This is a genomic window from Akkermansia muciniphila, assembly GCF_040616545.1.
GTDB lineage: Bacteria > Verrucomicrobiota > Verrucomicrobiia > Verrucomicrobiales > Akkermansiaceae > Akkermansia > Akkermansia muciniphila_E.
On the sequence record NZ_CP156688.1, the window covers coordinates 1,321,376 to 1,346,344 of the forward strand.

Sequence of the window (24,969 nt, forward strand, 5' to 3'; positions counted from 1 at the left end):
AGTTAACCATATGGAAAATTCATGATGGAACAAGCATTGCCGCTGCTGGTGGTTGCCACGCGCAACGCCCACAAGACCGGGGAAATCCGCGCCATGCTGGCCGGAAAGTGGGAGGTGAGGGACCTTTCCGACTATCCCCAGGCCCCGCCCGTGGATGAAACGGGAGTCACATTTACGGAGAATGCCACGCTGAAGGCGCTTTCCGCCTCCAGGTGCATTCCCGGCATTGTGCTGGCGGATGATTCCGGGCTGGAGGTGGATGTGCTGGACGGCCGCCCGGGCGTCTGGTCCTCCTCCTTTGGCGGGGAGGAAGGAAACCACGCGCGGAATAACCTCCGCATGATGGAGGAGCTTCGGCGCGCCGGAGTCAGGCCGGGGGACAAGCCCGCCGCCCGGTTCCGCTGCGTGATGGTGCTTGCCGGGAACGGCAGCGTGCTGGCGGAGTTTTCCGGTTCCGTGGAAGGCCATATGCTGACGGAACCCGCCGGGGAAGGGGGCTTCGGTTATGATCCGCTGTTTGTGCCGGAAGGCCATGACCGGAGTTTTGCCCAGCTCCCCATGGAGGTGAAGAACTCCATGTCCCACCGCGCCCGCGCCCTGGCGCAGGTGGTGGAGTGGATGAAGGAGCGCCGGGGCTGAACATTCCGCCGGGCCCCGGTCACGGGGAATTTTCTTCCCTGCCGCCGCAATCAGTTTCCTGCCTCTCCTGACGGGCCGGGAGGGGCTGAAGAGGGATGCCGGAACAGGCGGGGCACGTCTCCGCTTCCGTCCGGTAAATACCCAGGCACCGGGGGCAGTACCGCGTGCAGCCGTCCTTTTCCTCCCATTCCGGCTCTTCTTCCGGGGGAAGCAGCCCGCACCTGTCCAGATAGGAATGGAGGGCTTCGTATTCTTCCCGGGAGGCTTCCCGGAACCGCTCCGCTGCATCAGGGGAACATGCGCCCCGTGAAACGGGGTAGCGGCCTTCCCGGAGAAGGCGGGCCAGGAAGGAGCGCCGGTCCCGTTCCGGAAGCAGGGCGCAGGCCCAGGCCGCCGGATGATAGCGGCTGCCCAGCGGGAGGGAGAGCGCATGCGCCGCTCCAATGGTGCCGGGCGGATACAGCAGGAAGTGGAACAGTTTGCCCCACCGTTCCCCGCGGCGCTCCGGATACAGCTTCCGGTGAATGCGGAAGAATAGTCCGGAGATGCACCACCCCGTCAGGAAAATCAGGGCGGCGGAGAGCAGGAAGGCCGCTCCCGGCGGCAGCAGGTGGAAAAGCGCCGGAGGCATTGCAAACATGACCGGAAGCTGCACCGTTCCCAGAAGGCGGAGGGGAAGGGTGCGCCGTTTCATCCGCTGAACGGCTCTTTTCACGCTTCCGGGTTGTCCGCGGAGGGCCAGGAGGGCGCGGATGGCGGCCGGGCGCGTTTCAGGTGGTGCGGAGATCAGGGCCTTCAACCGGTTCATGGCCTCTACGGCCCCGTACTCATCCTGGAACCGGGCAAAGGGAGCGCCGTTGATATAAAGCCGCGCGTTTTCCGCAGAAAGGGAGTTTATCTCCTCCCACCGTATTTCCCGGCCCGTCTCACGGTGAATGATTCCGGAAGGATGGAACAGCAGGGGCGCCGGAGAGCTGAGCACCGCCGGGCGCCATGGCATCAGGGGCGGCAGTACGGCCAGGACCCCGTGCCGGACGGCCAGTCCTTTTCCAGCCGCCTGCGCCCGCCAGAAACGCCCGAACGGCCGGGGAAGGAACAGAAAGGAATCCCTCCCGGCAATCAGGCAGCACTCCACCAGGTAGAGGACGGCCAGGAGAAGAAAGGTGGTTTGTTCATCACTCATCCGCCGCGGACGTCAGGACTTCTTCTTCCTGAAGAATTTTTTAATGAGGGCTCCCGCCGCGGCCAGCCCGGCCACGATGAGCTTCCAGAATGACTTGAAAAAGCCGCCCTTGGCGAGCGCCGCCGCGCCTCCCCCCGCAACCAGGGCCATCAGGCCGTATTCCGCCACCTTGTCTCCGGAGCGGTACTCTCCGTACTTCTGCCCCGCCCGGAAGTCAAACCCCTTCAGCCATTCCCGGTAAACCGGCAGGTCCTGGGCAATCGTTTCCGGGGAAGTGACGAGGGTTACGGTCATGACTCCCTTGCGGCCCAGGATGCGGGTGTTGACGTTCAGGTTCTCCACGCCCTCGCTCTCTCCGGTGATGATCCATTCCAGATTGTGAGTGGCTTCATCGTAGTAGGGCTTCCTGTACCATCCCTTGATGTACATGGGGGCGGCCCCCATTCTGGCGCGTTCCTTGTTGGCTTCTTTCGTGCCTTCCCTGATGCTGTCCAGCAATTCGTCCGGATCCAGTTCATCCTTTTCATCGTCCTTCACGTAGCCCACCGGATCAAATTCAAAGATGGCAATGCAGGAATCTCCCGCCACGCTGCCCAGCTCCCCTCCTTCCGACGGGTTGCCCAGCCGCTTCATCAATCGGGACGTGTCCGTACCATTCAGGTAAATGCATTCCCCCGGAAGCCTCACCTCCGCGATGCTTCCCAGGCGCAGTATTCCGGGGCCCTGCCGGACGTTCAATCCTTCAAACGGATTCCGGTCTTCCCCCGGCTCCTGGGCGGAGGCGGAACACGCCGCCAGCACGGAGAGCATGCAGGCGGCCACGGCAAAACTGCGGCGGATATAGTGGATAGTCATGCGGGCTACCCTACTCCGCCATGATTTGAAATCAAGCGGATTGTGACGGAGCGGAGAATTGTTGTCCAGTGTGGCGCGGAGGGTCAGTCCAGCCTGAAGGCGCAGACCTGGAAGGGCGCCGGGGAGTCGGTGTTCAGCAGCTGGTATTTTCCGGTGCGCCAGGTGTGGTGCGGCAGGCGGGAAAGGAAGGCCTCCACGGCTTCCGCCTCCGCGTCCCCTCCCTCATGGCCCGGATAGCACATGACGCTGAGAAGGCCGTTGGGCGCAATCAGGGCGGCGGCCTGTTCCAGAGCGGCCAGGGTGGAGTCCGTCCGGGTGACCGTCTTTTTATCCCCGCCCGGCAGGTAGCCCAGGTTGAAGACAATGGCCTTCACGGGGCCGCTGACCAGCTCCGCCAGGCGGTCATGGCTGGCAAGATGGAGATGGACAGAGGGCGTGAGGAGCCCCGCTTCCTCCAGCCGCTCCCTGGTGGACCGGATGGCTTCCTCCTGCACGTCAAAAGCGTGCACGTGTCCGGCGGGCCCGGCCAGGCGGGCCAGAAAGACCGTGTCGTATCCATTGCCTGCCGTGGCATCCGCCACGGTATCGCCGGGATGCACGACGCTGCTGATCCAGCCATGCGCGCAGGTCATGGGGCGGCTGAGCAGGGAACATTTCATGACCGCGTTGTATAGGAGCCGCAGCCGTATGACAATTCGTTTATAAATTTCCGTGCAGAAGGGATGACAGGTTGTTTTTCCGCAGGACGTATGTTAGGAAAAGGCATAAAACCTTCCGCACGCTTCCGCAGGCTTGGGCAAACCATTGACTTCGCAAAGAAAATGACTGACAGACGTACTTTTTTAAAGGGGACTGCCGCCGTAGGGGCGCTTGCAGTCATCTCGGACATGGACTCCCTGTTCGCCCAGGAGGCCGGGGCCCCGGCTTCTTCCGGCATTCCGGACCTGGTGGCCGTCCGCAACGGCACCCGTGCGGACATGGTCCGGAAGGCCGTGGATACGCTGGGGGGCATGCAGGCCTTCGTCAAGCCGGGCCAGACCGTCGTGATCAAGCCGAACATCGGCTGGAACAAGGGGCCGGAATTCGGTTCCAACACCCATCCTGAAACCGTCGCCACGCTGGTGGAACTGTGCAAGCAGGCAGGGGCGAAGGAAGTCAGGGTATTCGACCACTGCTGCCACAACGGAGCCTATGAAGGCAGCGGCGTGAAAGAGGCCGTGGAAAAAGCCGGCGGCGTGATGGTGGACGGAGGCAACGAAGGGCAGTATGTGCAGACGGAAAACCCGAAGGCCAAAAAATTCACTTCCGCCAAGGTGCACAAGGCCGTGCTGGAAGCGGATGTCTACATCACCTGCCCCCCGCTCAAGCACCACAGCGGTTCCGAAATGACCGCTTGCATGAAGAACGTGATGGGCACCGTCTGGGACCGTGGCGCCATGCATAAGAACGACCTGCACCAGTGCATCGCGGACGCCGTGTACTTCCGCAAGCCTGACCTGTGCGTGCTGGACGCCTACATGCCCATGGTGCGCAACGGCCCCGTGGGGAAGGACACCAATGACCTGGTGGAGCGCAAGACCCTTCTGGCCTCCCGTGACATCGTGGCCATTGACGCCGCAGGCGCGGCCCTGCTGAACAAGGCCGGGAAAATCCGCCACGTGCAGTTGGGAGAGGAAATGGGGCTGGGCACCGCCGACCTTTCCAAGCTCAACATCCGCCGCATCAGCATGGCCTGAGGCGGCGGCCTCCTCCCGCGGATGACGCGGAAGGGGCCAACTTTCCGCCTCCGGCGGTTTTATTACTGATATGTCAGTCATCAAAGCCTTTTTCGTCAGTCCGCTGAAGTGGCTCCGCGTGACGGTGGCCGTCATCTTCTTCGTCGGGATTGCGTATGCCTTCCTGCACCACATTCCCGCGTGGAACGTTCCGAACATGACGGGCGGAGGGGAAGGCATGGAAAACTCGTTCTCCCTGGCGCAGTGGCAGTTTATCCCGTCCGTGCTGGGGGCTCTGGACGGTGTTTCCGTTTCCATCGGGATTCTGGCGGTTCTGCTGCTGCTCACGCTGCTCTTCGGGCGCGTCTATTGCTCCTTCCTCTGTCCGCTGGGTATTCTCCAGGACATCGTTTTCAGAATCCGCCGCTGGATGGCGCCGAAGCGTTTCCTGAAGTTTTCCACTCCCGTGCCATGGGTGCGGTATGTGGTGCTGGGAGCGCTGGCCGCCTGCTGCGTGACCGGGCTTGCCGGCCTGTCCCTGAACTGGCTGGACCCGTACAGCATCTTCGGGCGCATCATGTATGTGCTGGCATGGCCTGCCGCCATCTGGAGCAACAACCTGCTGGCGGGGGACAGCGCCTCTGCCGACCTGGTCCGCATGGACTATTTCTCCGTGGCCTTTCCGGCCCTGCTGGCTTCCGCGGGCATGCTCGGCCTGGTGGTCGTCATGAGCGCCTGGAAAGGGCGCCTGTACTGTAATACGGTGTGCCCCGTGGGTACGCTGCTGGGGCTACTCTCCCGCGTCTCCCTCTTCCGGCTGGGCTTTGATCCCGGTTCCTGCAAGAAATGCGGCAAATGCGTCAAATCCTGCAAGGCCCAGTGCCTGAACCTGAAGGAATACAGGATAGACGCCTCCCGCTGCGTGGCGTGCTACGACTGCGTGCGTTCCTGCTCCGAGGGGGGGATACGCTACCGCTGGTTTACCAAAACCCGCAGGCTGATTCCCGCCAAAAAGAAAAAAGCCGCCCCGGCGCCCGTTCCCCCTTCCGCGGCCGCCGCTCCCCCCATCGCCGGGAGTTCCCGCCGCCAGTTCCTGGGGGCCACCGCGGCCGGGCTGGCTACCGCGGCCCTTTCCGGATGCCGTGGTGACGCCGCCCAGAGGCTGGACCCCACCCAGTGTGTCCTGCCCCCCGGCGCCGGGTCTCTGGAACGCTTCCTGGACAGGTGCACCGGGTGCCAGATGTGCATAGCCAACTGCCCCACCCATGTGCTCCAGCCTGCCTATTTGCAGCTCGGGCTGAAAGGGTTCATGAAGCCCCGGATGGATTTTTCCACCAAATACTGCCTTTACGACTGCCACCGCTGTGCGGAAGTCTGCCCCACGGGCGCCATCCGCCAGCTCCCCATTACGGCGGAGAGGGATACTGCGGAACTTACGAAGGATACCACGCGCATCGCCGTGGCCCAGTTCTACGTCTGCCGCTGCCTGGTTGCGCGGGAGGACATGGACTGCGGCGCCTGTACGGAGCACTGCCCCACCAAGGCCCTTTACACGGTACCCTACATCGGGCGGGACGGGCAGGAACACCGCCTGCCCCGGCTGGACCCTTCCCTGTGCATCGGCTGCGGCGCGTGCGAACACGCGTGCCCCGTCACCACGGAACGGCCGGAGGAACGCGCGCGCCTGAATTCCTGCAACCTGTGCGAGGAAAGATGCGAGTTCAGGAAACACCGGGAAATGCCTACCCGCGCCCTTATCGTCCGCGCCGTGAACCCCCAGCAGAAAGCCGTGAAGAAATTTGAGGAAAAAGCCGTGGACCCGGTAGGGGATGCGGACTTCCCGTTCTGAGTGCGGCCCGTGAGGGCAAGTCCTTTCCCGCCGCGCTCCGAATAATGGTTGTGATGAAGGCCGGGAAACCCCGGTTTCCCGGCCCTTTAAAAACCTTCCATGGTGGAAAACTCCGGCTGTCCTTCCCCTTGCGTTTACAAGTAGATCATTTATCATCAACTGGCAAAAAAATTGACGGCTATGTGGGAATGGATGAAAAGTGAAATTCTGGAATGGATGACGGACTGGCTGGCGGACGCCTTTTCCCTGTCTCCCCTTTACGCGGAAGAATGGACCCTGTTGCGGTTCATCAATGCTTTTTTACTGGCGTGCGCCGTAGCGTTTCTGCTGGCGGCGGGCTTGCTGGGGTGGCCGCCTTTCCTGATTGCGGCGGCTCTTCTGCTGGCAGGCGCCGTCACCAGGCTGGTGGTGTGGAAGCTGATGAAATGAAATCTTCCGGATTCCGGCGGATTCAGGCTTTCTTTTCCAGAAATACCGTCGTCATGCCTGGCGCCGTCTCTCTGTACAGCTCCACATAACCCAGCTTGCGGTACAGATGCAGGGTTTCCGGGGTCTTCGCTGAGGTGAAGAGGAAGTAGCGGATCGCTTTTCCACGGAAGTGTTCTTCCAGATGCTGCATGAGCTGCCGCCCGAGTCCCCTGTTCCGGCGGGCCGGGTCCACAATCAGCTTGCCTACGCGGCAGACTCCTTCAGCATCCAGGCGGCCCCTGACGGACGCGGTGATACGCCCGTTTTCCGTATATTTGAAGACCACGCCGTGCCGTGCCTCCTCCTGCAAATCTTCCAGGGTCTGTTGCAGAGGCGGAATAGTGCCGAGCCCCAGCCGCTCCGCCACTTCTCCGAAGGCGAGGAATTGAAGATTCAGGATTGCCGGAAGATCTTCCCGGGATGCTTGCCGGATCATGGCCCCCATCATGGCTCCGGAAAAGGGCGGAAACCATGAAAAAAAGCGGGATGTCATTTTTCCGTGGGAGCCGGGACGATGCCCCCCAGGCCGATGCGCATGTTCAGGGGATGGCGGATAACGGCTGGGTTGACGATATATTTTGCGCAGCAGCTTAAAGTACCAGGAGGCTGCGGAAAGGAATAGGTGACGAGGTGTGCGGTTTCATCCTCCGGGTCTTTATTGGACATGATCTGCATGCCCCCTTCCACATGAAAGCCGCTGAAATGCGGTTTTCCATGATGGCCCTGCAACTTGAAGGTGACCCGGCATTCCTTTGCTGACGGCTTAATGCTGAGAAGCGTGGCCTGGAACCGGAAGGGCGGATACCCTTCGGATGCTGCCGGAACGTCGAACGCCCATTTTTTGCCCGGTTCTGCCGGAATCGTCCGGGCCGGAGTTGTGTGAACCTCTCCGACCGGTACGCGGAGCTCCCCGGCCAGCAGCCATCCCCCGCTGCCGGGAGGGAGGGAACGGGGAAGAGGAAAAAAGAGCATGTTATAGCTGGAGCCGCCCCATGCGGGGGGCTCTGCCCGGCAGTGAACGGCTGTTTTTGTGCCGGGGGTGGAAAGGTTGATATAACTGGTTCCCTGCTGTTCCATATCATTCAGCAGGGCGTGGTTTTTATCCGTCTGAAGGTGAATGCCAAGGAAGACGGGTTTATGCTCGTCTCCGTAGCAAAACCAATTGTACAATTTTACCTGAAGGGCTGATGACGGCTGGGCAGAAAGGCCGGATTCAGGATTGTTCACCGGTTCCCGGGGAGGGCTGGGCATAGAAAGAGAGGGGTTCACGGTCAGGTCAATGGGAACATCCAGCGAATGTTTGCGGGGAAGGTAAACGGCGCCGATCTTCAATTCACGGGGGAGGCAGGGAACTGGCTTTCCCGCTCCTTCCCCATCCGTTTCTTCTTCCATTTCGTACAGGCAGGCAATTCTGGTTTTACCGTCTTCCTGTTCTTCAATTTCCGGCGTAAAGTCGCGCCGCAGGCCTGGTATGGGGCGTCCGGTGGAATCCAGAATGACAAAGCCTTGAATGGAAGCGGAAGAAGGGAATTCCGCCTCGCAGGATAGGGTGGTCCGCTCTTCGTTGGTTTTCAGCTGAATGGAAGCCGTGTTGCTGGCGGAGTCAGCCTGGATGATATCGCTGTCTTCCCGGACGCCTGGCTCCGGAAGGTCCAGATAGAATGTCTGGGGCTCTTCCGCTGGTTGGACCGTTTGTTTCAGCATCAGCCGTTGCGGGTCCGGGCAGAACTGGACGGTCCAGGTTCCGCGGATGCGCAGCCATTCCGATTGAGGGGCCGGCAGCTCCTTGAAACCGCAGGAAAAATGCAGGATGGTGTAAGGTGATCCGGGAGAGGATGAGGATTTGGAGCCAAGAACATGGGAAGGATTGAGCTTGCCGGGCATTCCCCATGGCTGGCGGGGGTCGCAGGGCGTTTCTTTTCCGGTGGAATCACGCATGGCCAGTCGCGTGAGCTGCCCTTCCCCGGAAGAAGGAATGACAAAGGTTCCTTTCCCTTGCAGCATGATGGAGATGCCCAGGCTGACTTTTCCGGGTCCGTTCATATAGGAAATGCTCCAGTCATCCAGGGCGACGGTAAAACGGGGCTGCTCAGCGGCCGGAGGCGGGGCGGCGCATGCCAGGGGACCCAGAAAGGCGGCTAAAGCGAGGGGGCGGGTAAAAATCATTTAATTTAATTGGAGAAATGCCGTGAAGGGAAAGTTTTTGAATAACATATTCTTCGTTTACGGCAAGATAAAAGCCGGATACCCGATTTTCCTTGATGATGCAGGAATTGATACGTTAGGATAAAAGAACCATGTTGCAGGCGGACGGCATTACGTATGAGATAGAAACACCGGATGGTCCTTTGAAATTATTGGACAATGTCAGCTTTAATGTGCCCAGGGGGCATTTTATGGCTATTGTGGGACCTTCTGGGTGCGGAAAGACCACCTTGTTAAAGGCGATTGCGGGCATGATTGCGGAAACGGACGGCCGTTTTTTCTGGAATGGCCATGATCTGGCGGAAGAAGACTTTGAACCGTCGGAAATCGGGTTCGTTCCCCAGTTCAGCATTGCCTATGACCAGTTGAGCGTGGATGAAAATGTGGAGAGCGCCGCCAGGCTCCGCTGCCGGTTCAATTCCGTGGACGATTTGGACGACAGCATTGACAATGCCCTGGAAGTAACCGGGATGGAAGGGATCGCGGACCGTGACGTGAAGATTCTTTCCGGCGGCCAGAAGCGGCGCCTGGCGCTCGCCATGGAGCTGGTGTCCAATCCGCGCCTGCTGATTTGCGACGAGGTGACGTCCGGCCTGGACCCCAGGTCCGAGCACGATATTGTGGACCTTCTGCATGAAATCTCCCGTTCGGAAGGCCGCATCGTCATTTCCGTCACGCACAGCCTTTCCCATCTGGACCGGTATGATTCCATCCTGGTGATGCACCAGGGCTGCGTGGCTTATCACGGTTCTCCGAAGACCATGCTGCACTACTTCGGCGTTTCCTCGCTGGAGGAGATTTATCCCAAGCTTCAGGACCGTGAAGGCCCCTCCTGGTGCCGGTCCTGGGGCAAGCACCGGGATTCCTATTATTCCCGGATGGAGAAGGAGCGGGAACAGAAGATTCTTTCCGGGGAGCTCCCGGATCCGGATGCCGTGCGCAGCGCCGTGAGAGCCGGGAAGGCAGGGGAAGGGGAAACGGAGGAAGAAGGGGCGGAAGCCGTGCAGGACGATCCCGCGGAAACCCGCGCTGCGGAAGGGCAGGGGGATGCTCCGGAGGATTCCATTCCGGAAGTGCCGGGATTTTTTACGCAGTTCTTTTGCCTGCTGGGGCGCCGCTGGCGCATCTTTTTCCGTGACCGCTCCCAATTGATTCTGCAATTGGTGATGATTCTGCTGTTTCCGGTGCTGGTAGCCATGTTCACGGACAAGGGCACCGGGCAGATCGTGGGGCTTTCCGCCACGCAGGACGTGCAGACCCTCCAGAAGGATATGGAGGCCCAGCAGTTGAATATGAAGACGGGTTCCGCCGTTTCCGGCATCATCATGTTTGAAGTGATTCTGCTGGGCCTGATGGGTTCCAACAATGCCGCGCGGGAGGTGGCCGGGGAACGGGCCATCATGGAGAAGGAGAAATACGCGGGCATGCGGCCTTCCGCCTATCTGGGGAGCAAGCTGGCCTACCTGAGCGTTCTGGTGCTGGTGCAGTCCGTCTGGATGTTCGCCTTTGTGGATTTCTTCTGGGACCGGGGCGGCGGCCTGACGCACCTGCTGTTCCTGATTCTGGCGGACGCCGCCATGACCTTTGTGTGCCTGGGCATTTCCTCCCTGGCCCGGAGCGCGGACCAGGCCTCCCTGCTGAGCATTTACCTGGTGGGCTTCCAGCTTCCCCTTTCCGGGGCGGTGCTGGCCCTTCCGGAACAGGTGGAGGGTTTCATACGGCCCTTCATTTCCGCGTACTGGGCCTGGTCCGGCAGCATCTCCGCCCTGAAGGCCGATGTGTACAACGCCGTCAAAAATGTGCTGGATACGGACCTGACCCCGGCCCTGCTTTGTTATGTTGTTCTGGGCGCACACGTTGCATGCGGCATTGCCGCTTCCTACGCGGGCATTCGCCGCTCGCGCTGGGAGCTGTAATTTAATGCGTGCACTTGCACGGAGTTCGTTATATACTTTTTCCATCAAAAGTTATGGCGAGACGACGTGCAGCAAAAAAAAAGAGTTCCTCATCATCCGCGCTGATGCTGGTGGTCGGCGCGGTAGTGCTTGTGCTGGCCGTCATCGTGGGAGTTGTCGTGTTCCGCGCCAAGGAGAAGCCGCAGGCGGGGTCCGACATTCCGCTGGATATCCTGGCGGCGAACGCTTCCCAGCTTTCCAATAACAATTACGCGCTGGACGGAACGGTAATCGACCGTTTTCCGCGCGGCGAGTCCGAGCTGATTTCCTTTTTGTACAAGGACGCCTCCGGGCGTGAATACATTATTCCCATTTCTGTTTCCGCGGAGGCCAGGAACGGCCTGAACATCAACCGCGACCAGCAGTACAGAATAGAATTTCGCGTGGAAGACATCACTCCGAAGGTGCGCGGTGTATGCGTAGCCACATCCATTCAGCCTAAATGAACAACCTTCCCCGACCCATGAAATGCTGCCTTTTCCTGACTCTGGCCTGCGCTGTTCCCGCGCTGGGGCAGATGATGTATAACCCGCCCGCTTCCGGAGGGGGCGCTCCCGCTGCTCCCCCTTCCTCCCCGGCCGCCGCGCAGCCGAATGCCTACCAGCCTTCCCGGCAGGGGGATGCCAAGTCCCTGTACGGCAATGAACTGCCCTTCCTGAATCCTCAGGACGGCACCGTGACCATCAACGGTTCTACGCTGAACATGGGCAGTTTCCGGGAGATTGAGGCGCGCTTCAACAAGTACCTGAGCCAGCCGGAGGAGAGCACGGAGGACGCCAAGGAGTATCAGAAGATTTTTCAAAAACTCCATGAGACGCTTTCCATGCGGAAGGAAAAACTGTTGGCGGACAATGTGGTGCGGCAGGTGGTGGACCTGTTGACCGCCGCTTCCAGCAATCCGCTGGACGGAGGCGTGTCCGATGCCCTCTGCCAGGCTATTTACACTGCGTGGCAGGCCAAGACCAACGGGAAGAACAAGGGGAAGATGCTTGAGGCGATGGAGAGGGAAATACGCAGCAATGCCCAGAAGATGAGCCTGATGGAAAGCGGCGTGAGCACCAGTTCCGGTTCCCCCTCCAACCAGAAGGGGGGCAAGAAAGGCGCCTCTGCCAATAATCCGGCCAAGAACAACCCCCGCTACAAGTATCTGGAAAAGCGCATGGTGGAGATGGAGGCCCGCAAGCTGAAACTGGAAAGCGAGCAGGTGCTGACGGTGACGGAAGCGAAGATCGTGTTCCAGTCCACGCTGGTGCAGCTGTTCGCCCAGCGGCGTTTTGACCATGTTTCCATAGGCTGCGGCATTTACAGCCGCCTGTTCAATGACGGGGATACCAAGCTGAGGCTGGACAAAAATTCGGACGCTGCCAAGATGTTCAGCGGAACGCTGGGGGCTCCTCCCACCGTAGCCGTTCTGGACAACCTTTCCCGGGAGCTGGCGCGTGATTCGGACCGTCACATGAAGGCCGTGAACAACCTGGTGGATTCCCACCATTACGTGGACGCGCTGGAACGGCTGAATGAGGCGCTCCTGATCGGGGAATTCATGCCCGCCGTGAATACGTTCCCGTATGAGAAGAAGCAGAAGCTGTATGCCTTCAAGCGGGATGTGGAGAAGCTGTTTGAGCTGATGAACGGCAAGGATTACGAGGAAGCCCTCACCCTGGTGGAAGCCCTTAAAAAGACCGCACGTGATTTCAGCACGGGCCGTGCCGAATCCGCCATCAGCGCCGCCGTGTTCGCCAGTGACGCCTACATCGCGCAGGGCCAGGAAGCCCTCGCCAGGGGAGACCGCCCCAAGCTGGAGGAATGCCTGAAAAGCGCCATTGAAATCTGGCCCAAGAATCCGCGCCTGCTTCCGCTGCGGAACGCCATGATGGCCGCCGGGCAGCAGTCCCACGCGCTGGAGGATTTCAAGCGCTTCCACAAGAACAAGAATTACCGCCGCATTTTTGACAACCAGCATGAATTCGCCGTGCTGGTGAAGGATGACCCGGAGCTCCAGAAGCAGTTTGTGGAGGACCTGGGCAAGATGGCCGTTATTGAACGCGCCCTGGGCGCGGCGCGGCAGCGTGAGGCCATGCAGGACGTGTACGGCGCCTGGGAGGAATTGCAGCAATTGCGTTCCAGGGACCAGGAGCTGTTCATTAATGACCAGGAGCTGAACGCCCAGTACCTGGACCTGACCACCAAGGCGAGCACCCTGGTGAATCTGCTGAATGATGCGGAAAAGTGCCGGAACGCGGGGGAAGTGGGTTCTGCCCTGGGCAAGTACATGGAGGCCAAGAAGCTGTACCTTTATTCCCGCTTTGCCAAGGAGGGGATTGAATCCCTGCTGAATGAGGTTCTTCCGTTGAACTAGGGAGGGGCCTCCGGCCCGCGGCGTGTCTGCGGAGACGGAGTATTTGCTTTTCTTCCGGGCCGCCGCCGCTATGCTACCGCCCATGAAGGCAGTGTACCTGTGTTTGTGCATGCTGGCGGCGTTCTGCATTACGGCCGCGGCGCTTCCCGCGGATTGCAGCCAGGTGATTGTGGGGTCCGCGGAGGGCTGGAACAGTTCCCATGTGCAGTTGAGCCTTTTGGAAAAGGGGCCGCGCGGCTGGGTGATGGTGAAGGGGCCTTTTCCGGCGCGGCTGGGAAAATCCGGCCTGGTCTGGGGCAGGGGCGTCAGCCTTCCGCCCTCCGGCGGTCCGGTGAAGAAGGAGGGGGACTTGCGTTCCCCAGCCGGGATTTTTGAACTGGGAGGGGTGTATGGCACGGTTCCCGTACCGCAGAAGAAGCGCTCCATGCCGTACCGCCGCATTACGCCGCGTGACATGTGGGTGGATGATCCCGCTTCCCCGCTGTACAACCAGCACTTCGTGCTGAAGCATGACCCCTCCACTCCGTGGGAGTTCAAGCAGCAGATGAAGCTGAACGATTACGCGCACAGCCTGAAACTGTTTATCAGGCATAATGCCGCAGCCGGACGGGAGAAGCCCGTGCCTGGCGGCGGCTCTTCCATCTTCTTCCACATCTGGCGCCGGGACGGCGGGGCCCCTACGGCCGGGTGCACCGCCATGAGCGAGGAGAACCTGAGGGCCATGATCGCGTGGCTGGATCCCGCCAAACACCCGCTTTACATCCTGCTGCCCGCCAGGGACTATCTGCGCTTGCGCGGAGCCTGGGGATTGCCGTAATGGCCCCGGTCTTTTCCGTGCCTTCCCTGTGTCCGCATTTCCATGGAGGGAAAGAGCCATGGAGATTCTTCCATGTCCCGCCCCGGCCTGTGCCGCGCCTGCGGCCGTGCCCCGTTCCCGTGCGTGGAAATGCGGTGTGACCGGCCATAAATAGTTGAAAAGGGTTGAATTTGCTTGAAGAAGCTTGAAATGCCTTGAAAACGCAGGCTTTCCGCGCCGGGATGGAAGAGTCGCGGGGACAGTTGCGGAAATAAATGACCGGAAGGGTCAATCTTGAAAAATTGAAAGGCCATTTGTCCCATTTGGGACACTTCACCCTTTCCTTTTTCGCCTGACCCTTCCGATTATTTAAGGTTCCGCCCTTTCGTCTGTTGATGGCTGGTTACGGCGGGAGAGAGGCAAGGAGCGGAAACGGGGCGGGCCTTTTCCTCCTTAAACGCAAGAAGCCGGCCTTTGCAAAAAGGCCGGCTTCCGCATGATAAAACGGTTACTGTTCCTGAGTCTGGGAAGCGGGCGCTTCCGGCTGGACCAGGGGGGTGGAGGTTTCCTTCACTTCTTCCATGGGGGTCTGCTCCTCCCGGGGGGAACGGGCTTCCCTGGGCTGTTCCTGGCGTTCGTTGGCGCCGCTGACCAGCAGGTTCCGGCCCATGAAGGGCTGGTTGTGGAGAATGTCCACGGAACGGACGGCATCTTCCATCTTCTTCATTTCCACAAAGGCGTAGCCCTTGGACTTGTGGGTGCGGGGATTGTAAATGATTTCCACGGAACTGACTTCGCCGATGCCCTTGAATACGTCTTCAAGATCGCTTTCCGTAGCTTCATAGGAGAGGTTGCCCACGTAAAGCCTGCGGTTGGAAACGGGCTGCTTGGGTGCGGAAACGCGTTCCTGCCTGTTGTTGCGGGCCACGCGGGTGTTGGTCTTGGCGGGAGCTGCCTTGTCCCTGGGCGCAGGCTTGTTATTCTTGGCCGGACGAATGCCGAAGAGCCCCAGGAAACGCTGCCACAGGGAGAGCTTGGCAGGTGCTTCTTTCTTATACTTGGGACGGTAGCCGCTGGAATCCCGGCGGTCATTGCCATAGGAGCGTCCGCTCTTGTTGTAGCGGCGGCGGGCTCCCTGGCCCTGCCTTCCCTGTGTGTTGTGTTGTGACATACTTATATTCTAAGTTGGTGATTATGTTGGTGTCATGCCGGAGTTGTCGCTGTATGCAGTAGGTTCCGGCCGGAGCATCGCCGGGACGTTCCGCTACCATGAGAAAAGCCAGGAGTAAGGATGCCCCATACCCCGATCAACGGTCCATGCATGGTCTGATAGGGGGGCGATCCGGCTAGGTGCGGTACCAGTCCGGTCGATTGACGCGTATACCAATGCACAGGGAGCCGGCTTCTTGCAAGCCGGTTTCCCGTCATTTTGGGCTTTCCGGCGCCCGCAAACGGGGGAAGGTGAGCTAGCAACTTGACAAAAAGACCAATGGGGGGCACTTTAACTTCAACTAACTTGCACTCTCTCGATGCTGATTCAAAATGCAGACCGTACTACCTACGGGATCAATAAGATTGTTTTTTCCATCCTTGCATTCGTCATTTTCTTTATTGTCGGTTTTGTTTCGTGGCAATGGATGGGGGTGGATCCGGAGCCGTGGCGTCTGCGCGTGCTGGTGCTGACGCCGCTGACGATGTCCCTGCTGCTGTACGTCTGCTGTGACCAGCTCGGCGTTTACTACCGGTGCATGACGCTGGGAATGAGCATCCAGCGGTTTGTAGTGGCGTATGCCTGTTTTGTCGTGGTCAGCATGATTACCTGGAAGTTTCTTGTACCCTTTTTCGTGGACATTGCCGTGCAGACGCTGGCTTATGTGCTGACCTTCCTGTGCGGCCTCTGGCTGCGCATCAACCGGTTCCGGGCGGAGAAGGTTTTGGTGGAGGAGGCCCCTACGCTCGTGGTAGGCGTTCCGGAGCACGTGAAGGAATTCCGGAAGCTGCTGGAAAGCGACCATGTGGATTTCAAGGATGAACTGATGGTGATGGCTCCTGAGGAGGTGGACCGCGAGGGGGTCAGGAGCTTGCTGATACGCCGGTGCATCAGCAAGGTGGTGTTTCTTCCGGAAGAGGTGGATTCCTCCGTGGCACGGTGCCTGGTGGAGCTGTGCGGAAAGATGGGGGTTGATTTTTATGCAAGCATGGTGGTGGACATGCCCGACGTGCACCAAACCTATTTCGGGGTGCTGGGCGGCACCAGGATGCTGGTGTACAAGTCCACCCCCATTCCCTACACTACCTCCTGGCAGTTGAAAAAGATGCTGGACTGGGTGGGCGCGCTCCTGCTCCTGGTCTTCACGTCTCCGCTGTGGCTGCTGGCCGCCATAGGCATCCGGCTTTCCGACCCTGGCCCCGTCTTTTACCGCCAGAAGCGTTCCGGCCTGTATGGCAGGGAGTTCGGCATGTGGAAATTCCGCACCATGTACCGGGATGCGGACAAGAGGCTGGATGAGGTGAAGGCCAGGTACGGCAATGACATGGACGGCCCCATCTTCAAGCTGGAGCATGACCCGCGCATTTTTGCCTTCGGGCGCTTCCTGAGGAAATTCAGCATTGACGAGCTTCCGCAGCTCATCAATGTGCTGAAGGGTGAAATGAGCCTGGTGGGCCCGCGCCCTTTGCCCGTATATGAAACGGCGGCCTTTACCAGTGACGCGCACCGCCGCAGGCTGAGCGTGCTCCCCGGCGTTACGGGGTACTGGCAGATCGCGGGCCGCAGCAACATCCGTGAATTTGAACGGCTGGTGGAGCTGGACATGCATTATATTGACAACTGGTCCCTGTGGCTGGATGTCAAGCTGCTGTTGAAGACCGTCCCGGCGGTGTTGTTCGCACGCGGGGCCAAGTGACGCTTCCTCTTCCTTGCGCTCCTGAAATATACAGGGCGGGCGTCAGCGTTTCCGGAGGGCTTCAGCCGCATGGCCCGGTCGCCGGGAGGCCGTTTTTACAGGGAATGCGGGCGGTTGCCGGCGCCTGTTTGGGTTATTGGCGGAAAATAAAGGAATTTGTAGCCGGACGGAGACTTTAACCTTGAGGTGGGGAAATGGATAAGGCAAAATCTGCGCACTATGGATTTAGTTCAGCGAGAAATCTCAAAAGAAACGGTGACTCCGTATTTCATCGAGTATTTCGGTCAGGCGCCAACTCATGTGGCAGCGGCACCGGGGCGTGTGAATCTCATTGGCGAACACACGGATTATAATAATGGTTTTGTAATGCCTATGGCCCTTGACAACCATTGCGTGGTGGCTGTGGCTCCCTCTCCCGCGGGCAAGCACCGCTTCTGCGGCTCCCTGGGCGACCAGATCCATGAAATTGCAGTGGAAGACGCCCTGGTTCCCGGCGATCCGTTCTGGTCCAACTACGTCCGCGGCGTCCTGGCCAACCTGCACAGGCGCGGCATAGAAATAGGCCCGGTGGACATGCTGATTGACAGCAATGTTCCGCGCGGCGGCGGCCTCTCCTCCAGCGCGGCCCTTGAAGTGGCCGTCTGCACGGCGCTTGCGGCCTTTGCCGGGGTGGAGATTGATCCTAAGGAAGTGGCCCTGATCGGCCAGGCCGTGGAGCATGAATTTGTAAACGTTCCGTGCGGCATCATGGACCAGTTCATTTCCGCCAACGGAAAGAAGGGCATGGCCCTCAAGCTGGACTGCTCCTCCCTGGAATATGAACTGGTGCCGATGAATAATGAATCCGTCTCCGTGCTGGTGCTGGACAGCGCCGTGAAGCACTCCCTGGCGGACGGCGCCTACGGGCAGCGCCGCAAGCAGTGCGAGGAAGCCTCCGCCATCATGGGCGTGACCTCCCTGCGTGAAGCCACGCTGGAACTGCTGGAATCCTTCAAGGAACAGCTTGGCGACGTGCGCTACCGCCGCGCCCGCCACGTCATTGGAGAAAATGCCCGTGTGCAGGCCTTTGCAAACGCCCTTGCCCGCGGTGACTGGGATGAAGCTGGGGTAGCCATGCGCGGCAGCCACGCCTCCCTGCGTGATGATTATGAAGTTTCCTGTGCGGAAGTGGACACCCTGGTGTCCCTCTGTGACCGTATTCCCTCCGCCTCCTCCATTTACGGAGCCCGCATGACGGGCGGCGGCTTTGGCGGCTGCATCGTCGCCCTGGTGAAGACGGAAGACGTGGAAAAGGTGGCCCGCGAGCTTCTTGACGGCTACTGCCAGGAAACGGGGATTGAAACCACTTACCTCGTCACGCGCGCCGGGGAAGGCGCCCGTGTTCTCTACCAAGCTTAATCCATACTGATTATGAGAAAACTAGCAACCATATTCGGGGCCCTGGCCCTGATGACGTGGGGCGTTTCCGCCCAGGAGGGCTCCGCGCCCGCAACGGTGATTGATGCGCAGCCTGCCGCGGCCGCCCCGGCTGTGGAAGCGCTGCCGGTCGCGGACCTTGAGCCGGCGGTCCCCGCCGCCGCCTCCCAGGAAGCCCCGGAAGCCTCCGCGGAACCTAAAACGGCTCCCCTTTCCGCGGTGGAAGTCGTCCTGTTCTGCGTGGTCGTGGTGGGCGTCATCGCCCTGGGTATCTGGAAAAGCCGTGACCCGGAAGAAACGGCGGAAGAAAAAAAGACCAAGGGAGCTTCAGACTACTTCCTGGCCGGGCGCGGCCTGACCTGGTGGCTGGTGGGTTTCTCCCTGATTGCCGCCAATATCTCCACGGAACAATTTGTGGGGATGTCCGGCAAGTCCGCCAACTGGGTGGGCATGGCGATTGCCGGGTATGAATGGCTGGCCGCCATCACGCTGGTGGTCGTGGCCTTCTGCTTCCTTCCCAAGCTGCTGAAAGGCGGCGTGTACACCATTCCCGAATTCCTGGAATACCGTTACAACACGCTGGCCCGCTCCCTGATGGCCATCGCCACGCTGCTGATTCTGGTGGGCGTGCCGACCGCCGGCGTTATTTACGCAGGCGCCAAGGTCATTTCCGTATTCTTTACGGGATACACCGCCATGGGAATTGACTTCGGCAACATCACCGTAGGCTGTATCATCATCGCCTTCTGTGCTACCGTGTACGTATTCGTGGGCGGCTTGAAAGCCTGCGCGTGGACGGACCTCTTCTGGGGCGCCGCGCTGATTGTGGGCGGCGGCGTGGTGGCGTACTTCGCCTTGATAGCGCTGAGCGGCGCGGACCCGAACCATCTGGTGCAGTCCGCCGCGGCTAATTCCGGCGCCACGGTCGCCTCCCTGGGGAATCCCTCGGACAGCTTGTGGCACGGGGTGACGCGCTTCTTTGAACTTAACTCCGGGGATGCGGCCAGCGGCGTCAATACCGTGGGCGGCAAGCTCCACATGATCCGCCCGGCGGACGACGCGGAAATCCCGTGGACGGCCCTCTGCCTGGGCCTGTGGATTCCCAACTTCTTCTACTGGGGCCTGAACCAGTACATCATGCAGCGCACGCTGGCCTCCAAGTCCCTGGCGGAAGGCCAGATGGGCATCGTGTTCGCCGCGTTCCTCAAGCTCATCATTCCGTTTGTGGTGGTGGTGCCGGGCATCCTGGCCTACAACCTGTACCGCAATGACCTGAAGGAACAGGCCGAAGTGAAGTATGCGGCGGAAATCCACAAGGCGGAAGACCCCGCCAAGGTCCAGGGCCGTCCCGTCATCTACAAGCTTACGGACAGCTTCCTGGTGGAAAACGTGGAACAAGGCTGCGCCCACGCCCTGCATAATGCGGAGGTAATGAAGGTTGGCGGCGAGGTTATGGCTGATCTGAAACAGGCCTGCGCCGATCTGAAGGCGGACGCCGCCGATGACCAGACCACGCTGGCGGAACGCGCTCCCTTCGTGGAAAAAATCGCCAAGCTTAACGACAAGATCATCAAGCCCGCCGTAGACAATTCGGACGGCTACTACCTGACGGATACCCTGGTGGGCTTTGACTATGACTCCGCCTTCGGCACGCTGATCAGGAAACTGCTGCCCGGCACGGGGTGGACGTGGTTCGTGCTTGCCGCCCTCTTCGGCGCGGTGGTGTCCTCCCTGGCGTCCATGTTGAACTCCGCTTCCACCATCTTCACGATGGACATTTACAACAAGCTGCGCAGGAACGCAAAACCGCCGGAACTGGTGACCGTCGGCAAGATCGGCCTGCTGGCGTGCGCCGTAATTGCGCTGTGCATTGCTCCGTTCCTGGACAGTCCGGCCTTTGGCGGCATCTTCAACTTCATTCAGGAATTCCAGGGCTTCCTCAGCCCGGGCGCCCTGTGCGTGTTCCTCTTCGGCTTCTTTGTGCCCAAGTGCCCGCGCATCTTCGGCTGGCTGGGCATTGTCATTAATGCCCTCCTGTACGGAGCCCTGAAGATATGGCAGCCGGAAATGGCCTTCCTGAACCGCATGGCCGTCTGCTTCATCATCGTCATGGTCATCGGCCTTATCTTCACGCTGGTGAACGTCGCCCGCGGCGGACAGTCCATCGTGCTCCCGGACCGGGGCGTGGTGGCCCTGCAATCTTCCTCCCGCGCCAAGATCTTTGGCTGGTTTGTGGTAGCCGCTACGGTAATCCTGTACATCATCTTCTGGTAATGCAGGGAAGGCTTTAAGCCTGTGTTTTTCATCCTCCCGGCCTTGGGGCCGGGAGGATTTTTTGTGTCTGGAAGAAGGGCTGTTTTTTCTTGGAACCGTTTGAAATGAAAATGGATGTCAAAACGGATGACACATTGCTTCTCGTTGTTTCTTAATACATTGTTCCGGAAATTGGAAAAATGGGATTTTTTTTCATCTATTGCGTGAACCCGGAGTGTGCGTTCGAGTCAAATCCCTTGTTGACGTCACTTGAATAAAAAACGCCGACAAGGAAATAATTAAAGGAAACACTCTATCTCTGCTGATGATATGAAAATGCGTTTATGTGTACTGTCGCTCCTTGCTCTTCTGTGCTCCGCACCGGGATGGGGGAAGACGACAATGATTTCGTTCGGAGAAAGTTCCAACACTTACTCCGCTCCGTGGAACCTGGCCAGCGGCGCCGTATCCGGTACCAGCCGCGGCACTTCCTCCCTGACGGCAACAGACAATACGAATTCCCTGATCAAGGTAACCTACACGGCTGGCGGTTTGCTCGGCGTATCCCAGGCGACCAACGCCCCCCTGTCCTTCACGGGCGTGACCACCACGATCGGAAGCGGGGGCCTGAACATGTGGAAGCAGGCCTATGGCTATGACCTGGATTCCTCCAAGACCGCCCGCGGCTGGAATGAAAACCTCGTCCTCGGCGTAGGCGGCCTGGTCACTCCCGGTCAGATCAACGTTACCGGATTCCAGGCCAATAATTCCTACACGATGTCTTCCGTATTTACCGTAAGCGGTCTGGCCAACGTAGCCACCTGGGGGACGAACAGTCCCGTGACTCTGACCGGAAACGGACTCACCGTCAAGAATATCTACCTGGCCGGCACCAACGGACAGGTGGTTGACCTGCTCCACATTGGCGGCGGCAGCCTCGCTACCCTGCTTTCCGGGGGAACGTTCATGCTGACGTGGCAGTTTGAAACCTCCGCCGGTTTCAATCCCAATTCCGACGTGTCCATGCAATTCGCCGACAGCCTGCTCAGTCTGGGCGGCAACTACGGCGTGTCCGCTGTGGCGGTGAGGGACGGAATGCCCGCCCTGACGGTTCCGGAACCGGCCACGGCCTCCCTGAGCCTGCTGGGACTGGCCGCCCTGCTGATGCGCCGCCGCCGCTCCCGCTGAACCTGTTTCAGCAGAAAATAACTCATGGTTTAAAGGCAGCCGGTGAAACACCCGGCTGCCTTTTAGTCGTCTTCCAGCAGCATGCTGCGGAGGGAGTCAAAGAAGTTTCCGGACTCCTCCTCCGTGGCTTCCGCGTTCATCAGGTCGTCCCATTTGGCATACTCCATCAGGTGGGGCGGAATCTCGCTCAGGAAGGAGGAGCGCTGGCAGGGCATGCGGTCCCCGTAGCGCAGGCGCGTGGAACAATAGGTCAGCATGAGCTTTTCCTGCGCGCGGGTGATGCCCACGTAAAGCAGGCGGCGTTCCTCGTCACAGTTGCCGTCTTCTAGGGAACGCTTGTGGGGGAGGATGCCTTCTTCCAGCCCCACCAGGTAAACGACAGGGAATTCCAACCCCTTGGCGGCGTGCATGGTGATCAGGCACACGCCGGGCTTGTTCTCCACGTCGTCGTCATTATCTTCCTTGTCCAGGGTGACCTGGGCCAGGTAGTCCCGGAGGGTTTTTCCGGGCTGCCAGAAGTTGCGGAGGGAGGCCTTCACGTCCCCGATGGAGACGAGGCGCTTCTGGATTTCAGCTTCTGTCTTGCACAGGCGCGTTACATAATCGCTGAACCCGGTTTCCTCAATGAGCTGCTCCATGGCGTCTCCGAAGTCCGTCTCCTTGTCCTGGAAGATGTCGATGTACCTGGCGATCAGCTCATTGAACTCCTGCACGCTGTTGCGGGCGCGGGTGGAAAGGGTCGCCAGGAATTCCTCGTCCTGCAGGGCGGCCCAGACGCTGTTGCCATGTTCCCGGCTCCAGTCAATGGCCAGGTGGCTGGTCAGCTCGCTGATGCCGCGCGGAGGCGTATTCAGGATGCGCAGCAGGTATTCGTCCGCCTGCGGGTTCTCAATCGTCGCCAGGTAGGAAATGAGGTCCTTCACCTCCTTGCGGTCAAAGAAGCTCTGCGCGCCCACCATGCGGTAGGGGATTTTGTGCTCCCGGAGCGTCTGTTCAATGATGCGGCTCTGGGTGTTGGCCCGGAACAGGATGGCGAAGTCCTCCCAGGGGCGCTCCTCCTGCCTGCGGACGTTTTCAATGTCCGTGATGATGAACTCCGCCTCCTCCGCGTCTCCGGGCATGGAAATCAGGCGCACGGCTTCACCGCCTCCCTTGTGGGCGCGCAGCGTCTTGTCCCTGCGGCCCAGGTTGTGGCGGATCAGCGCGTTGGCCGCGTCCAGGATGGGGGCGGTGCAGCGGTAATTCTCCTCCAGCTTGATGACAGTGGGATTTGGGAAAAAGCGTTCGAACTCCAGGATATTGCTGATCTGGGCGCCGCGCCAGCCGTAAATGGACTGGTCGTCGTCCCCCACCACGCAGACATTGTGCGCCGGGCCCACCAGATGGCCCAGCAGGCTCATCTGGAGGCTGTTGGTATCCTGGAACTCATCTACCGTAATATAGCGGAAGCGCTGCTGCCAGGCTTCCCTTACGTCCGGATGTTCCTTCAGCAGCTTGTCCGCCAGGATCAGCAGGTCGTCAAAATCCACGGAGTTCTGTGCCTGGAGCTCCCGCTGGTAGGAGGCGGCGATGTTCGCCGTCAGGTTGTCTTCAATGGAGTCCAGGCCCAGGCCGCTGTTCTTCATCCGGCTCATGGCGGAAAGGACGTCCTTGGGGCCGATCTTTTCCGTAATGCCCCCGTGGCGGACGATCAGGCGCCGGATCAGGCCGCTCTGCTCGGAACCGCTGTAAATGGTGAAATTGGTCTTGTACCCCAGGCGCCCGATGTCCTCCCGCAGGATGCGCACGCAGAGGGAATGGAAAGTGCTCACCATGATCTGGCGCGCCGCCTTCCGCTCCACCATCTGGCCCACGCGCTCCCGCATTTCCAGGGCGGCCTTGTTCGTGAACGTGACGGCCAGGATGCTTTTGGGGCTGATGCCGCGGTCCACCATGTGAGCGATGCGGCAGGTGACGGTGCGCGTCTTGCCCGTTCCGGCCCCGGCCAGAATGAGCACAGGCCCCTGAAGGGTCTGCACGGCCTTCCTCTGGGCCGTGTTCAGGCTATCCATGGAAAAGGACTTTCCCATTTACACGTCGAAGTGGATGTCTTTCAAATTCGGGTGCCCGGCAATCAGCTGGGAAATGCTCATGCGCGTGCTGCCTTCCAGCTGGACGTCCGTCACCAGCAGGCCGCCGCTTCCGCAGGCGATCAGCAGCCCCGGTTCTCCGGCGGAAAGCACCTGGCCCGGTTTCCCCTGCGCCTCCGGAACGATGGTGAAGCCGGGGAAAATTTTCATGTTGCGGATGCGGTTCTTGCGGTTCCAGTAATTGGTGAAGGTGCCGGGCCAGGGGTCATATGCCCGGATCATGCGGCCTATTTCCTCCGCGGGGCGCGTCCAGTCAATCCTGCCGTCCGCCCGCAGGAGCTTGGGAGCGTACGTTGCCAGGAACTCCTGCTGGGGAACGCGGGTGGCGGTCCCTTTTTCAATGGAGTGGATGGCCGGGAGCAGAACGTCCGGCGTCATCTGCGCCAGCTTGTCGTGCAGGGTTCCTCCGGTTTCCGTTCCTTCCAGCGGGGTACTGATCTGGGCGATGATGTCTCCGGCGTCCAGCTTTTTGACAATGTGCATGATCGTGATACCCGTGTGGGAATCTCCGGACTTGATGGCGGACTGGATGCAGGCGGCCCCGCGGTGGCGCGGCAGCAGGGAGGCGTGCGCGTTAATGCAGCCCATGGGAGCCAGGTCAATCACCTCCTGGCTCAGAATCTGCCCGTAGGCCATGACGGCAATCAGGTCCGGATTCAGTCTCCTGAGGTTGACCAGCGCGTCCGCCGCCCGCAGGGAATGCGGCTGGAGCACGGGGATGCCCGCTTCCCTGGCAAGGTTCTTGATGGCGGGAGCCGTAAGCACCTGGTGCCTGCCTACGGGGCGGTCAGGCTGCGTAACCAGGCCTACCAGGTCCGTGTTACGGATCAGGCTGCGGAAGGCGGGAATGGCAATGTCGCCTGTGCCCATGAAGACGATGCGCATGGCTGAAAGCTTGCCCTGACGGCCTGCGCAGGTCAATGTTAAATCCGGATCCGGCAGGGGAATAATGGCGCTGGAAGGCCGTTTTTACGGTTCCTTTCCGTCCCGCGGCGGCCGGGAAAAGGGCGGGGAATGTCCCGCATGGCCGTTTCCCTGCAAGAAGTTCTTTCC

20 protein-coding genes are annotated in these 24,969 nt (G+C 60.1%); 12 read left to right on the forward strand and 8 right to left on the reverse strand.

Features of this window, described 5'->3' with window-relative positions:
• Window positions 1–21: 21 nt before the first annotated feature.
• Complete coding sequence (locus ABGM91_RS05380; protein ID WP_354834378.1) at window positions 22–639, forward strand: non-canonical purine NTP pyrophosphatase; 618 nt, start codon at window positions 22–24, stop codon at window positions 637–639.
• 19 nt (window positions 640–658) lie between these two features.
• Here the strand turns inward: ABGM91_RS05380 and ABGM91_RS05385 are convergent, their stop codons facing one another.
• The 3 genes from ABGM91_RS05385 to ABGM91_RS05395 form a co-directional block, all read right to left on the reverse strand.
• Window positions 659–1,822, reverse strand: a complete 1,164-nt coding sequence (locus ABGM91_RS05385) for a hypothetical protein (RefSeq protein ID WP_354834381.1) — start codon at window positions 1,820–1,822, stop codon at window positions 659–661.
• Window positions 1,823–1,834: 12 nt separating this feature from the next.
• The gene (locus tag ABGM91_RS05390) at window positions 1,835–2,677 is read right to left on the reverse strand and encodes a DUF2167 domain-containing protein (protein ID WP_215429172.1); all 843 of its coding nucleotides are present in this window, start codon (window positions 2,675–2,677) and stop codon (window positions 1,835–1,837) included.
• Between the two features lie 83 nt (window positions 2,678–2,760).
• Window positions 2,761–3,336: a class I SAM-dependent methyltransferase gene (locus tag ABGM91_RS05395; protein ID WP_354834384.1), complete on the reverse strand. Its 576-nt coding sequence runs from the start codon at window positions 3,334–3,336 to the stop codon at window positions 2,761–2,763.
• 162 nt (window positions 3,337–3,498) lie between these two features.
• Between ABGM91_RS05395 and ABGM91_RS05400 the strand changes: the two genes are divergently transcribed.
• The 3 genes from ABGM91_RS05400 (at window position 3,499) to ABGM91_RS05410 (ending at window position 6,670) form a co-directional block, all read left to right on the forward strand.
• The gene (locus tag ABGM91_RS05400; protein ID WP_290565472.1) at window positions 3,499–4,413 is read left to right on the forward strand and encodes a DUF362 domain-containing protein; all 915 of its coding nucleotides are present in this window, start codon (window positions 3,499–3,501) and stop codon (window positions 4,411–4,413) included.
• A 70-nt stretch (window positions 4,414–4,483) separates the two neighbouring features.
• Window positions 4,484–6,241 carry a 4Fe-4S dicluster domain-containing protein gene (locus ABGM91_RS05405; RefSeq protein ID WP_290565473.1) on the forward strand — a complete coding sequence of 586 codons (1,758 nt, stop codon included), beginning with the start codon at window positions 4,484–4,486 and terminating at the stop codon, window positions 6,239–6,241.
• A gap of 192 nt (window positions 6,242–6,433) precedes the next feature.
• Window positions 6,434–6,670 (forward strand): hypothetical protein, encoded by a 237-nt coding sequence (locus ABGM91_RS05410; RefSeq protein WP_354834388.1) that lies wholly within the window; start codon window positions 6,434–6,436, stop codon window positions 6,668–6,670.
• A 22-nt stretch (window positions 6,671–6,692) separates the two neighbouring features.
• On the opposite strand, the gene ABGM91_RS05415 is transcribed toward ABGM91_RS05410, so the two are convergent.
• Window positions 6,693–7,145 (reverse strand): GNAT family N-acetyltransferase, encoded by a 453-nt coding sequence (locus tag ABGM91_RS05415; RefSeq protein WP_354834391.1) that lies wholly within the window; start codon window positions 7,143–7,145, stop codon window positions 6,693–6,695.
• A gap of 53 nt (window positions 7,146–7,198) precedes the next feature.
• Window positions 7,199–8,875, reverse strand: coding sequence for a hypothetical protein (locus ABGM91_RS05420; RefSeq protein ID WP_354834394.1), 1,677 nt, complete (start codon window positions 8,873–8,875; stop codon window positions 7,199–7,201).
• Window positions 8,876–9,006: 131 nt separating this feature from the next.
• Between ABGM91_RS05420 and ABGM91_RS05425 the strand changes: the two genes are divergently transcribed.
• The 4 genes from ABGM91_RS05425 (at window position 9,007) to ABGM91_RS05440 (ending at window position 14,045) form a co-directional block, all read left to right on the forward strand.
• Window positions 9,007–10,830 carry an ATP-binding cassette domain-containing protein gene (locus ABGM91_RS05425; RefSeq protein WP_354834397.1) on the forward strand — a complete coding sequence of 608 codons (1,824 nt, stop codon included), beginning with the start codon at window positions 9,007–9,009 and terminating at the stop codon, window positions 10,828–10,830.
• Between the two features lie 53 nt (window positions 10,831–10,883).
• On the forward strand, window positions 10,884–11,315 hold the full coding sequence (locus tag ABGM91_RS05430; RefSeq protein WP_354834400.1) for a hypothetical protein: 432 nt from the start codon (window positions 10,884–10,886) through the stop codon (window positions 11,313–11,315).
• Between the two features lie 17 nt (window positions 11,316–11,332).
• A complete protein-coding gene (locus ABGM91_RS05435) occupies window positions 11,333–13,228 on the forward strand; it encodes a hypothetical protein (protein ID WP_354834403.1) in 1,896 nt (631 codons plus the stop codon).
• An 82-nt stretch (window positions 13,229–13,310) separates the two neighbouring features.
• Complete coding sequence (locus ABGM91_RS05440) at window positions 13,311–14,045, forward strand: L,D-transpeptidase family protein (protein WP_354834406.1); 735 nt, start codon at window positions 13,311–13,313, stop codon at window positions 14,043–14,045.
• A 487-nt stretch (window positions 14,046–14,532) separates the two neighbouring features.
• Here the strand turns inward: ABGM91_RS05440 and ABGM91_RS05445 are convergent, their stop codons facing one another.
• The gene (locus tag ABGM91_RS05445) at window positions 14,533–15,195 is read right to left on the reverse strand and encodes a hypothetical protein (RefSeq protein ID WP_354834409.1); all 663 of its coding nucleotides are present in this window, start codon (window positions 15,193–15,195) and stop codon (window positions 14,533–14,535) included.
• A 358-nt stretch (window positions 15,196–15,553) separates the two neighbouring features.
• Here ABGM91_RS05445 and ABGM91_RS05450 point away from each other — a divergent pair, with 358 nt between their 5' ends.
• The 4 genes from ABGM91_RS05450 to ABGM91_RS05465 all read left to right on the forward strand — a co-directional run bounded on the left by ABGM91_RS05450 (window position 15,554) and on the right by ABGM91_RS05465 (window position 21,787).
• Window positions 15,554–16,930 (forward strand): sugar transferase, encoded by a 1,377-nt coding sequence (locus ABGM91_RS05450; protein ID WP_354834412.1) that lies wholly within the window; start codon window positions 15,554–15,556, stop codon window positions 16,928–16,930.
• Between the two features lie 219 nt (window positions 16,931–17,149).
• On the forward strand, window positions 17,150–18,328 hold the full coding sequence (gene galK / locus ABGM91_RS05455; RefSeq protein WP_354834415.1) for a galactokinase: 1,179 nt from the start codon (window positions 17,150–17,152) through the stop codon (window positions 18,326–18,328).
• A 12-nt stretch (window positions 18,329–18,340) separates the two neighbouring features.
• Window positions 18,341–20,620: a sodium/solute symporter gene (locus ABGM91_RS05460; RefSeq protein WP_354834418.1), complete on the forward strand. Its 2,280-nt coding sequence runs from the start codon at window positions 18,341–18,343 to the stop codon at window positions 20,618–20,620.
• Window positions 20,621–21,001: 381 nt separating this feature from the next.
• Complete coding sequence (locus ABGM91_RS05465; protein WP_354834421.1) at window positions 21,002–21,787, forward strand: PEP-CTERM sorting domain-containing protein; 786 nt, start codon at window positions 21,002–21,004, stop codon at window positions 21,785–21,787.
• Window positions 21,788–21,849: 62 nt separating this feature from the next.
• Here the strand turns inward: ABGM91_RS05465 and ABGM91_RS05470 are convergent, their stop codons facing one another.
• Window positions 21,850–23,838: a UvrD-helicase domain-containing protein gene (locus tag ABGM91_RS05470; RefSeq protein ID WP_251841488.1), complete on the reverse strand. Its 1,989-nt coding sequence runs from the start codon at window positions 23,836–23,838 to the stop codon at window positions 21,850–21,852.
• 18 nt (window positions 23,839–23,856) lie between these two features.
• Window positions 23,857–24,801, reverse strand: coding sequence for a methionyl-tRNA formyltransferase (fmt, locus tag ABGM91_RS05475; RefSeq protein ID WP_290565486.1), 945 nt, complete (start codon window positions 24,799–24,801; stop codon window positions 23,857–23,859).
• Window positions 24,802–24,969: the final 168 nt, after the last annotated feature.